An 11,364-nucleotide genomic window follows, 5' to 3' on the forward strand; every position below is an offset into this window, starting at 1 on the left:
CATCACCCGGTAATCAGCTCTGCCGTATAACGTTAATGATTTTGAGATGGATATTGTTGCGGCCACGGATCGGCCACTCGATGGAATCGCCCACCGCAAGACCGAGCAGAGCAGAGCCTGCTGGGGCAAGAATAGAAATTTTGCCTTCTCCTGTGCCCACTTCATGAGGGTACACCAGGGTCAGCTCCTGTTCCTGGCCGCTATCCTCGTTCTTGAACCGAACGCTGGAATTCATTGTTACCACATGGGCTGGCATTTCCGCGAGCGGGACCAGAGTTGCCCGGCTCAGCTCATCATCCAGACCGTCCGCAACATCAGAATCACTCTGTTTTTCGATCAGGGTGCTTAAACGGTTGAAGTCTTCCTCAGCAACCAATATTGCCGGCATATCAGCCATAGTAATCTCCAGAAAATAAATTAATAACTTGGAATTTCAGGATTCAGCCGCCGAATCCGGCGTTTCAAAAGCGGATTCAGCGAGAAAAGAGAAAAGCGGACAACACACCGGCAGTGCCTGCTTGTTGGCGGGCACTGAAACAGTAAAAAGGAATGGTCTCTGAGAAAAGCATTCTCACAGGCTCACCTGATGCGTCGTTTTTTGATAACCAAAGAAGAAAGCGACAAGTTGGTCGCTCTGGTCAATTTATAAGCTTTTGTCGGGTTCCACAAGTGGGTACACGGCAAACGTAAGAAATAAAGCGAATAACGCCAGATTTGTTAGACTGGCACCATAGCTTATTCATCCACAGACTTCATCAGGCAAGGAGTTTTTAATCATGTCCAGACTGTTTCCTTCTGTTGACCCCGACGGGTTGCTGGAATACTCCGTAGTCTTCAATGATCGCTCACTGAATCACATGTCTACACCTTTCCAGACGGCGATGCGGGATATTTCCTCCACCCTGCGGCAGGTTTACAGCGCAGAAGGCGCTGTTATTGTCCCTGGAGGAGGCAGCTTCGGGATGGAAGCAGTTGCCCGTCAGTTTGCCAACGGAGAACCTTGTCTTGTGGTTCGCAACGGATGGTTCAGCTACCGCTGGTCACAGATACTGGAAGCAGGTCGAATCACCGACAGAATTACTGTACTGAAGGCCAGGTCTCTGGATGATTCGCCTCAGGCAGCTTATGCGCCGGTTCCGGCCAAAGAGGTCGCAGAGCGCATCAGAGCGGAAAAGCCAGCCGTTGTGTTTGTGCCTCACGTGGAAACCGCTGCAGGTATTGTGCTGCCAGACGACTATCTGAAAACTATTGGTGATGCAGTAAAGGAAGTTAATGGACTGTTTGTGCTGGACTGCGTCGCCTCCGGTGCTTTATGGGTTGATACCAAGGCTTGCGGCGTAGACGTTCTTATCACAGCACCTCAGAAGGGCTGGAGTGCCTCACCCTGCGCCGCTCTGATTACATTGAGTGAACGGGCCGTTGCACGCATGGAAGAAACCACCAGCAGCAGCTTCGCGGCAGATTTGCGTAAGTGGTCGCAGATTATGCAGGCCTATGAATCAGGCAGCCATGCTTACCATGCCACCATGCCTACCGACACTCTGGTTATTCTTCGAGACGCCATGCTCGAAACCCTGAAAACCGGCCCGGACCTCCTTTATCAGCGCCAGGTTGAGCTCGGCAAAAAGGTGCGCGAGCTGTTCTACAATGCCGGCTTCAAAAGCGTTGCCGCTCCCGGCTTTGAGTCGCCCAGCGTGGTGGTTCTGCATACTGACGACATCAACATTCACAACACCAGTCTGTTCCGTGAGCAAGGCGTTCAGACGGCAGCCGGCGTGCCGTTGATGTGTGATGAGCCAGAAGGGTTCCGTACCTTCCGCATGGGGTTGTTTGGTTTGGAGAAGCTGAACAATCTGGAAAGAACGGTGCAGAATCTTAGAGTGGCTTTGGAGGCGGTTCGCAGCTGAGCTGGCGGAACCAAATTTCCTATTTTCAGAAAGCTGGGCCAGAACTATTTTAAATGTCTTTCAGGTTAGGTTCGTGAAAAATTAGTTTGTCCCGGTTTTATGAGAGTGTGTCTATACTGAAATAGGGAAAGGTTGCTGTCGGACGAGCTGATTTTCGGAGCGAGAGAGGGAAAGTTGTGCGATAAAGTGGAGGTAATCGATTTATCGCGAATTCAAAGACGTGGAGTTTTCTGTCAGGCCAGTTTGTCGGCAAGCTAATCCAACAGTATTTTTTCAACTAAACGTTGATGGGGCTACTCAGGTGAACTTGCGAAGCAAAATCAAGGACCAGGTTTTCACGTTCAAGTCGTTACGCGAACTGCTCGCTAAGGCGAACGAGGAGAAGTCGGGTGATGCGCTGGTGGGGCTTGCCGCCGAAACGGCGACCGCGCGCGTGGCAGCAAAGTTGTGCCTCGCCAATCTTCAGCTAAAGGATATTTATGAAAACCCGGTGATTCCATACGAAGATGACGAAGTCACCAGAATCATCTACGACGACATTAATACCACGATTTACAATAGTATCAGGCACTGGACCGTATCCGAGCTTAGGGAATACATCCTTGGAAGTAAAAGTCGCCAAAACGAGCTACTTTATATTTCACGGGGGCTTACCAGTGAGATGATTGCGGCCGTTGCAAAACTTATGTCCAGCATGGACCTTGTTTACGCCTGTAAAAAAATCAAGATCGCCGCTCACTGCAACACTACCATCGGTCTGCCCGGAACCCTTTCTTTTCGAAACCAGTCAAACCATCCCACCGACAATATAGACGGCATAATCGCAGCAACAAAGGAGGGGCTCTCCTTCGGCTGCGGGGACGCGGTGCTGGGCATTAATCCGGTGGAAGACAACGTAGAAAACTATGAAAGAATCATGAGAGCGCTGATCGATCTCAAGGAGCGCTATGAGATCCCGACCCAATGCACCGTGCTGGCCCATGTGAGCACGCAGATGCAGGCGCTGAAGAAGGGCATCCCTGTAGATCTGGTTTTTCAGAGTGTTGCCGGTACCGAGAGCGCACATAAAGGCTTCGGTATAGATAAGGCCATGCTGACAGAAGCACGCGAAATGGCTTTGAAGCTTGGTACCGCCACCGGCCCTAATGTTATGTATTTCGAAACCGGCCAAGGCTCAGAAGTCAGTGTTGACTGTCACCATGGCGTGGACATGATGACATTGGAGGCCAGAACCTACGGTGTGGCGCGTCATTTTGATCCGTTTATGGTCAACAATGTGTCGGGGTTTATTGGGCCTGAAACTATTTTTACAGGTAAAGAGGTCATCCGCGCAGATCTGGAAGATTTGTTTATGGGCAAGTTACACGGTCTTCCTATGGGTATTGCTCCTTGCCACACCAACCACATGAAAACAGATCGGGATGATCAGGAAATCGGCACCATGCTCAGCGCCATGGCGGGGGCAAACTTTTTTATGGGGGTCAGTGGCGGCGATGACTGCATGCTTAGTTACCAGGACACGAGCTTCCACGACGACGCAAGCATACGGGAAATACTGGGGCTTAGGCCCGCTCCTGAATTTGAAAAATGGCTCGAGAAGTGGGGCATCATGGAAGATGGCAAGCTGACTGATCGCGGCGGCGATGCTTCAATCTTTGATTGATAGGAAGGTTAAACCGACATGGACAAGAAAACCGAAGACCTCATTATAGAGAGTGTTATTAGGCAGCTTCTGGAAACACAGGTCCTGAACGGTGAAAACAACGTCGGATCTGGTTCGGAAAATGATTCTCAGGGTTCGGGTAGTGACCCCAATACTCTGGAACCTATGGACGTTATCGGTGTTGAAAACCCCCATAATCTTGAGGCGTTAAAGGTGATGAGAAAAACATCGCCAGCACGGCTTTTCATGGGGCGCTGTGGTGCAAGGCAAAAAACGGCTTCTTATCTCAACTACATGGCGGACCATGCCGCAGCCATTGATGCGGTATTGATGGATGTGTCTGAGCAATTCATTGCAGATAATGAATTGTTCAAGGTCAGCACCGTGGTTAAAGACAAGGATGAATACCTGATGCGGCCAGATCTTGGCAAAAAGCTTAGCCAGGAGGCCAAAGAAGAAATTCTGCAAAAAGGTGAAAAGGGTAAACAAGTACAGATCATTGTTGTGGATGGCTTAAGCTCCACGTCTATCGAAGCCAATGTCGCTGATGTGATGCCTGCGCTGATACAAGGGCTTGGAACCTACGGTATCAGCGTGGCGCGCCCTTTTTTCATTAAGTATGGCCGGGTAGCCATTATGGATGAAGTGGCCCCATTGCTGGATTGTGACGTTATTGTTGAGTTTATTGGCGAGCGGCCAGGGCTGATCACGGCAGAAAGTATGAGTGCGTATATGGCCTATCGTCCTGATCACAATACGAACGAGTCCAATAGAACAGTGGTATCCAATATTCATCGAAATGGTACGCCTCCGGCCGAAGCCGGTGCTCATCTGGCAACAGTGGTCAAAAAAATGATCGACAACAAGGTCAGCGGTATCAAGTTAGCAGCGCTGTCATAATCGGTAGGTTATTAAGGCAGGTAGACTGTCAGAACAGTTAGCCTGTCAGCATAGGTAGATAGAACCTTGGCAACCAAAAGCCCACAGATCTTGCAGAGCGTCGGTATCGACATTGGCACGTCTACAATGCAGTTGGTGTTCAGTCGGCTGACCTTAAAGAACATTGCACCGGGAAGTCTGGTGCCAAAATTCGCTATCACCGATAAAGAGGTGTATTACAAGAGCGAAATTCACACCACTCCTATAGATACCCACAGCCGGCTTGATATCGATAAAATCTTCGAGCTGATTCAGTCGGAGTTTGATGGTGCTGCGATAAGCCCGAAAGACATTGACACTGGCGCCGTCATCATCACCGGGGAAACCGCCAGAAATGAAAATGCCAGAAGCATCTCAGCCAGAGTCGCGGAGTTTTCCGGGAATTTTGTCGTGGCAACAGCCGGTGGCAAGCTCGAGGCCATTATTGCGGGCAAAGGCTCTGGAGCCGCGGATCTTTCAAGACGTGAGTTTTCCATCGTGGCCAATGTGGACATAGGTGGAGGAACGTCCAATATTGGTGTTTTTAAAAACGGCAAGGCCATAGACTCGTGTTGCTTCAATGTTGGGGGCCGCATGCTTCAGGTCGACCAGGTAAGCAGTCGAATCACGGCCGTCAGCGAACCTATGCTCCTGGTTCTTTCTGATCTGAATCTTGAGCTTCGCAAGGGTGACAGTGTCAGCCTGGACGATTTGCGACGCATCTGTCAGCGCATGTCGAAAGTGGTTCTGGAATGTTTGGGAGTGATAGAACCGAGCACGCTGGCAACGAAACTGCTTGTTACCGCACCTCTGCGACTGAATTATAAAATAGACAGTTTTATGATCTCTGGAGGAGTTGCTGACCACGTTTATTCGCCACGCCCGACTATGACATTACAGGAGGCCACGCAATACAATGACCTGGGGCCGTTATTAGGTAACGAGTTGGCAAATCTTTCCCAAGCAAAAAAGATACCTTTGGTTAAACCGCTGGAAACCATTCGCGCGACGGTTATCGGCGCTGGAGCCCAGACGGTTGATGTAAGTGGCAGTACCATTCTGGTCGATGAACAACTGTTGCCCTTCAAGAACATTCCGGTTGCCATCCCATTTGTCGACCTCATTCCCAAGGATGAAACAACCATTGCCCGACAGGTTGCACAGAGCATTAGCAGCTTCTATGAGAGTAATGCCCTGGAAAAGATTGCTATCGGGCTGCTCGGCGAGCAGCACTTTTCATTCAAGGAAATACAGGTGCTCGCAAGGGGACTGCTGCAAGGGCTGGAGCCCCTGATTCGCAAAACGCTACCCGTGATCGTTGTGCTTGAATCCGACATCGGTAAAGTGCTGGGCCAGACTATGCGATCGATCAACAACCAGCTGAACATCGTTTGCCTTGACCAGTTGGTGGTCGCAGAGGGCGACTATATTGACATAGGCAAACCGTTAGCGAGTGGAACGGTCGTGCCGGTGGTCATAAAGTCTCTGGTGTTTGAAACAAAGCAGGTTGAGTAACCCTGGCAACCCGCGCTCAACAGTGTTGTCATTGAACTGGATTCGGCACTGCTGCACTACGTCCAGTTCCTGCACAGTCAGATTCGAGAAGGGAACGAATCAGCTTACACTCAGCACCAAATGGTAGCGAGCAAGGCGAGAAAGCCCGCCTACGCCCTCTAGGTGGATGACATGACAGCTTTTTCGACCCAATCCAGGCGATCCTGCCCAAAGAACATATCGTTGCCGACAAAGCAGGTTGGTGCGCCGAACACGCCCCTGGAAACGGCTTCGTCAGTCAGATCCTTGAGAGTTTCTTTCACTTCTGAGCTGTTGCACAGAGCCATAACTTTGTCCGGATCAAATCCCGCGTTGGCAAGCACCTCTGTAACGACCGATGGATCATTAAGGTTCTTCTGATCCACCCACAAGGCTTTAAAAACGGCATCCAGGTAGGTCTGAAAGTGATCGGTATCCAGATAGCCAACAGCGCCGCGCATGAGATGCAATGTATTGATCGGGAAGTGAGGATTAAATACAAAGGGCACGCCGTAGTGGTCAGCGAATCGCTTCAAATCGGTCAGCATGTAGCGCCCTTTTGCTGGAATGGCCGCGGGCGTCTGATTCCCCGTTGCCTTGAACACGGCGCCAAGCAACATCGGCTTCCAGTTGATACTGGCGTTGTTCCGGTCCGCCAGTGCGGGCAATTGCGTCCAGGCAAGATAGGTGGCAGGGCTGCCTACGTCGAAGTATACGTCGATGGTTTTGCTCATGATTTTATCCTTTTCAGAAAGTTTCCATCCAGGGCCGTAAATCCAGTTCGTGCGTCCATGCGTCCCGGGGCTGGCAATGAATTTGCCAGTATTGGTCGGCGATGTGCTCCGGATTCAGGATGCCGTCCTGTTCCTTTCGAGCATACATATCGGGGAAGTTGTCACGGATGAAGGCCGTATCAATTGCACCGTCGATAATCGGGTGGGCAACGTGAATGCCTTTGGGGCCAAGTTCTCTGGCCATGCTCTGTGCCAGGGCGCGAAGAGCGAACTTAGCCCCAGCAAATGCGCTGAATCCGCTGCTTCCGCGAAGTGAGGCTGTTGCACCGGTAAAAATAATAGTGCCTCTGTTGCGTGGCAGCATCGCTTTCGCTGCCTCGCGACCGGTAAGAAAGCCTGATAGCGCCGCTATTTCCCAGACCTTGCGATAGACGCGCTCTGTGGTTTCAGCAATCGAGAACCGAACGTTGGCACCTATGTTGAACACCACGACTTCGATGTCGCCAACCTCTTGCTCTACGTGCTGGAATAACCTGGCCATGGCATCCTCTTTGCGGGCGTCACAGCCAAATGCCTGAACCCGTCCGCCCTCGGACTGGATGGTTTGGACCAGCGGCTCCAGGGCCTCCCGGCTGCGGCGGGTAATAACAGCCGTATAGCCCTCTTTGGCGAATCGCCGGGCAATGGCACCACCGGTCGCATCGCCGGCACCAATGACAACGGCCACACGGTTTCTTTCGTTTATTTCCGTAGATTCTGGCACGCTCACCCTCCCGAGTTCTTTTTTGGAACTTGGAATAGGTTGGGTTCCTTTTTAGAACCTGTCAAGTTATTCTTTGGGAAACTCCAATCGGGTGTCAGTTATGCGGTGGGAAGATCTGGATGAGCAGCCTTGTTCCTTGTCCCGTTCATTGTCGGTTATTGGCGATCGCTGGACGTTGGTTATCCTGCGGGACTGCTTTCTTGGTGTGCGACGGTTCGATGAATTCGAGCGGCGGCTGGGTATTACCCGTCATGTTCTGGCGAATCGTCTGAAGAAGCTGGTCGAACATGGCGTTCTGAAGAAAGCGCCGTACCAGCACAAGCCGGTCCGAGAGGAGTATCGGCTGACTGAAAAGGGGCTGGAGTTACATCCGGTGATTCTTGCTCTTGTTCACTGGGGTGACAAGCATCTGGCAGATTCGCGAGGAGCCCCGGTTATTCATGTGCACAAAAAATGCGGCCAGGCTATGCAGCCGGTTACCGTGTGTTCCTGCTGCGGTGAGCCGGTGACCGCGCGTGATATCCGGGTTGAGGTGGGCGACCAATGGCAGGATGTTTCTGAGCAGTTACTGAATTATTGAGCGTAACGGGACAACGGCAGTCAGGATGTGCAAATCGGCGCGGGTCTTGGATCAATGCTTGGTGTTTGGTTGGTGCCCTCGGCAGGACTCGAACCTGCTACCTTCCCCTTAGGAGGGGGACGCTCTATCCAGATGAGCTACGAAGGCGCTTCTTTCAGAAGATCGGTATGATAACGGCCTGAGGCTTATGGCTCAAGGTGTTACCGTGTTTTCTGTTGGTCCGGGAGTTTGCTTTGTCTGACCCTTTCTCGCTAAGCATTGTTGTGCCAGTCTGGATGGAGGCTTCGGGCGTTGTGGAAACGCTTGGCGCTCTGCAACCGTTACGTGCCGCGGGGCACGAAGTGATTGTTGTGGATGCGGGGAGCACGGACGGCACAGCCAGACTGGCACGCCCGCTTGCGGATCGGGTGGTTCAGTCAGAAAAGGGCAGGGGCGCGCAGATGAATGCGGGTGCCTCTGTTGCCAAAGGCCGTGTTTTGATGTTTTTGCATGCGGATACCCGCCTTCCGTCAAATGCACTGGATTGCCTGAGTGAGTTTGTTGCAAGCGATAAAGCCTGGGGCCGCTTCGATGTGCGCCTGAGCGGCCAGGGTTCGATGTTCCGGGTGATTGCCTGGTTCATGAATCAGCGTTCGCGGTTAACAGGTATTTGTACCGGGGATCAGGCGCTGTTTGTGCGCAGGGAGATTTTTGAAGCTCTGCGCGGGTTTGATAGCCTGCCGATCATGGAGGATATAGGGTTCTCCAGGCGCCTCCGCCTGGTTTCCCGGCCCTTTTGTATTCACGATCCGGTGGTCACCGACAGCCGGCGCTGGGAGCAAGGTGGCGTCTGGCGTACGATTTTTCTTATGTGGCGTTTACGCTGGCGCTACTGGCGCGGCGAATCACCCCAAGCGCTTGTTCACTCCTACCGTTCGGATGTTCGTAATGGCAAAGATTGAAGCCCCCAGTGCGCTGTTAATGCAATTCGCCAAGTGGCCGGAAGCGGGGCGGGTGAAAACCCGCCTTATTCCGGCACTGGGTGTTTCCGGAGCGCTGGATGCGCACTTAACCCTCACGCTTGCTGTGCTGGATAACCTGTGTGGCAGTGGCCTTCCTGTACAGTTCTGGTGGGATAGGGCAGTTGAGGCTGTGCCAGAGGATGCGCAGGAGGTTGTTCGCGCCATCGAGCATCAAGGCCTGGAGCAACGAATACAGAAGGGCGCTAACTTGGGCGTTCGTATGCAGGGTGCGCTGGACAGCGGCCTGGCGTCGCACCCGTTGGCGATTATTGTCGGCAGCGATTGCCCTTCGGTTGAGCCGGGTTACGTGCACCAGGCCGTGGCTGGCTTGCAGGAATACGATGTGGTTTTGGGGCCGTCCGATGACGGTGGCTACGTGCTGATTGGCGCTCGCCGGGTGGTTCCGCACATGCTCGATGATATTGCATGGGGCACGGAGGGGGTTCTTGAGCAAACCTGTGAACGGCTGAAAGAGCTGGGGCTCAGCGTTGGTTTGCTGGAGCCCCGCTGGGACGTAGATGAGCCCGAGGATTGGGCGCGTTTTCAGCTTACTTTGCGGTGACCGGCGGTTGCTGAAGAATAAGATCGCGGGCTTTATTGGCACTCAATCCTTCGCCTCCGGTCACTACGCGCAGCGCCCTGTCACGCTTTAGTACCGAATGCCTGAAGGTGGCTTTCAGCTCTTCAAGGCTGACGGCTTTAACGGCTTTCGCGAGCTTCTCGCGAGAATCAAAGCCATCTGCACCGCGGTCAATCTCGCGCCAGTAGCGCTCCGAGATTTCCCCCAACTGACGATCCCGTTCCATAAGGCCGCTGACAACCGCCTGTTTTTCACGCTCAAGGCGCTCCTCACTCACCTTGCCAAGAGTGTTCTCGAAGCCGTCAGTGAACTCGCGAACCGCTTGGTCAATGGCCTCCTGGCTGGCAGTGGGGGATTGAACCACAAAGCCCAAGGCCGGAGTTTCGAGCATCTCGAACGGTGTCGCGTACACAATGTAGCCAAGCTGGCGCGTGGTACGGATTTCTTCATAGAACGGGCTGCTGATAATCTGCGCCAGCAGGCGGAAGCGGGCGCGCTCTTCAAAGCTGGTGGTCTTGCCCTGAGTGTAAAGCGTGTACCCGGTATCCGGATGTTCGACGTTCAGGGAAACCAGCATTTCCTCTGCCGGCAGCTTGCGCACACGGCTGCGCTCGACCGCTACAAAGTCACTCTTGCCCAGAACAATCGCATCAATCTGCTGCGCCAGGTTGAGTGCGTAGGCTTCTGTAATGTTGCCGTGAACCAGCAGCACGGGATCGACTTCCGAGAGCAGGGCCTCGGCAAAAGACATGAGTTCGTCGAGGGTTACGTCTCTGGCAGCGAGGAGCTTTTCTTCGGTGCTCCAGGTGTCCTCGAGCAGAGCTGTCTGGATGAACTCCGATGTCTGTTCCACCGGGCGGTCTTTGGCTTTGTTTTGTAGGCTGTCTATCAGGTTTTGTCGGGCGATATCAAACCGCTGTCGGGTGACCTCCGGGGTGGCAACCTGCATGAGGATGCGGTTCATCAGAGTGTGCAGTTTGTCGCTGTAACCACCAACCCGCACTGTAACGCCGCGCAAGTGCGGATAGATGCTGTAATCCAGCCCGGCAAGGCGTGCGGAATAGGCCCAGGCGTTCAGATTGTTGTTGATACTGTCGACCAAAAGCCGTGTGAGAACATGACTGCGAGCAGATACCCGTGCCGCCGGCGTGCGCAGGCTGAAAAATACGTTGGCTTTTGGCGTGTTGAAGCGTGTATCCCGGGCAAACCAGATCGCCATACCCTCGTGATTACCCAGCAGTTCGGGCTTATCCATGGTTTTGCCCGGCACCATGGCCAGGTTTTCCGGCACAAACGGGTTGGGCAATGGAAGCTCGAGCGCTTTGGCGAGTGCGTCTGGTGCTTGGGTTTGCAGCGCTTCCGCATTCAGGGGCTCAATTTGCCAGGGTGTTTCATACCACTGAGTGAGGTTTGGATTCTTCAGCCCGAGCTGTGGTGCGAGCAAATACACCATTACGTTATCTGGAGTCAGTCTGGACAGAATATCCCGGTACTGATCCGGTGCGTAACGTTCCATCAACCAGGGTGCACTTAGAATGTCGTCTGCCGGGTAGTCCTGGAGTTGGCTCGACAGGCGCATGGCCTCATGCATGGGCTCGCCCTGTTCGCGAAAACGAAAGTCGATTTGTGCCAGCCGCTGCATTTCGTCAAAACGCTGTTGGTTGATGCCTTGCTCACGAATGATG

11 protein-coding genes and 1 tRNA gene are annotated in these 11,364 nt (G+C 53.1%); 7 read left to right on the top strand and 5 right to left on the bottom strand.

The genetic code is table 11. From position 1 onward, the window contains the following. Window positions 1–13: 13 nt before the first annotated feature. Window positions 14–397 carry a nucleoside diphosphate kinase regulator gene (gene rnk, locus ACN0RL_RS13220; RefSeq protein ID WP_417517517.1) on the bottom strand — a complete coding sequence of 128 codons (384 nt, stop codon included), beginning with the start codon at window positions 395–397 and terminating at the stop codon, window positions 14–16. Window positions 398–776: 379 nt separating this feature from the next. Here rnk and ACN0RL_RS13225 point away from each other — a divergent pair, with 379 nt between their 5' ends. The 4 genes from ACN0RL_RS13225 to ACN0RL_RS13240 all read left to right on the top strand — a co-directional run bounded on the left by ACN0RL_RS13225 (window position 777) and on the right by ACN0RL_RS13240 (window position 6,003). Then, window positions 777–1,907: an aminotransferase class V-fold PLP-dependent enzyme gene (locus ACN0RL_RS13225; RefSeq protein WP_417517519.1), complete on the top strand. Its 1,131-nt coding sequence runs from the start codon at window positions 777–779 to the stop codon at window positions 1,905–1,907. A gap of 301 nt (window positions 1,908–2,208) precedes the next feature. After that, complete coding sequence (locus ACN0RL_RS13230) at window positions 2,209–3,570, top strand: ethanolamine ammonia-lyase subunit EutB (RefSeq protein WP_417517541.1); 1,362 nt, start codon at window positions 2,209–2,211, stop codon at window positions 3,568–3,570. A gap of 18 nt (window positions 3,571–3,588) precedes the next feature. Continuing rightward, window positions 3,589–4,470, top strand: coding sequence for an ethanolamine ammonia-lyase subunit EutC (eutC, locus tag ACN0RL_RS13235; protein WP_417517521.1), 882 nt, complete (start codon window positions 3,589–3,591; stop codon window positions 4,468–4,470). Window positions 4,471–4,536: 66 nt separating this feature from the next. Beyond that, the gene (locus tag ACN0RL_RS13240) at window positions 4,537–6,003 is read left to right on the top strand and encodes an ethanolamine ammonia-lyase reactivating factor EutA (protein ID WP_417517523.1); all 1,467 of its coding nucleotides are present in this window, start codon (window positions 4,537–4,539) and stop codon (window positions 6,001–6,003) included. A 158-nt stretch (window positions 6,004–6,161) separates the two neighbouring features. On the opposite strand, the gene ACN0RL_RS13245 is transcribed toward ACN0RL_RS13240, so the two are convergent. Next, window positions 6,162–6,755, bottom strand: a complete 594-nt coding sequence (locus tag ACN0RL_RS13245; RefSeq protein ID WP_417517525.1) for a 2-hydroxychromene-2-carboxylate isomerase — start codon at window positions 6,753–6,755, stop codon at window positions 6,162–6,164. 13 nt (window positions 6,756–6,768) lie between these two features. Further along, window positions 6,769–7,500 (bottom strand): SDR family oxidoreductase, encoded by a 732-nt coding sequence (locus ACN0RL_RS13250; RefSeq protein ID WP_417517543.1) that lies wholly within the window; start codon window positions 7,498–7,500, stop codon window positions 6,769–6,771. 118 nt (window positions 7,501–7,618) lie between these two features. Here ACN0RL_RS13250 and ACN0RL_RS13255 point away from each other — a divergent pair, with 118 nt between their 5' ends. Next, window positions 7,619–8,098, top strand: a complete 480-nt coding sequence (locus tag ACN0RL_RS13255) for a winged helix-turn-helix transcriptional regulator (protein WP_417517527.1) — start codon at window positions 7,619–7,621, stop codon at window positions 8,096–8,098. Window positions 8,099–8,168: 70 nt separating this feature from the next. Here ACN0RL_RS13255 and ACN0RL_RS13260 read toward each other — a convergent pair. Then, window positions 8,169–8,245, bottom strand: a tRNA-Arg gene (locus ACN0RL_RS13260). Between the two features lie 86 nt (window positions 8,246–8,331). On the opposite strand from ACN0RL_RS13260, the gene ACN0RL_RS13265 reads away from it, so the two are divergent. Continuing rightward, window positions 8,332–9,039, top strand: coding sequence for a TIGR04283 family arsenosugar biosynthesis glycosyltransferase (locus tag ACN0RL_RS13265; protein WP_417517529.1), 708 nt, complete (start codon window positions 8,332–8,334; stop codon window positions 9,037–9,039). Further along, the gene (locus tag ACN0RL_RS13270) at window positions 9,026–9,661 is read left to right on the top strand and encodes a TIGR04282 family arsenosugar biosynthesis glycosyltransferase (protein WP_417517531.1); all 636 of its coding nucleotides are present in this window, start codon (window positions 9,026–9,028) and stop codon (window positions 9,659–9,661) included. Before ACN0RL_RS13265 ends, ACN0RL_RS13270 begins: the two co-directional genes overlap by 14 nt. Here ACN0RL_RS13270 and ACN0RL_RS13275 read toward each other — a convergent pair. After that, a partial coding sequence (locus ACN0RL_RS13275; RefSeq protein WP_417517533.1) for an insulinase family protein occupies window positions 9,648–11,364 on the bottom strand: 1,717 nt, incomplete at its 5' end. The genes ACN0RL_RS13270 and ACN0RL_RS13275 overlap by 14 nt on opposite strands.

Source organism: Marinobacter sp., from assembly GCF_048259445.1.
Lineage (GTDB): Bacteria > Pseudomonadota > Gammaproteobacteria > Pseudomonadales > Oleiphilaceae > Marinobacter.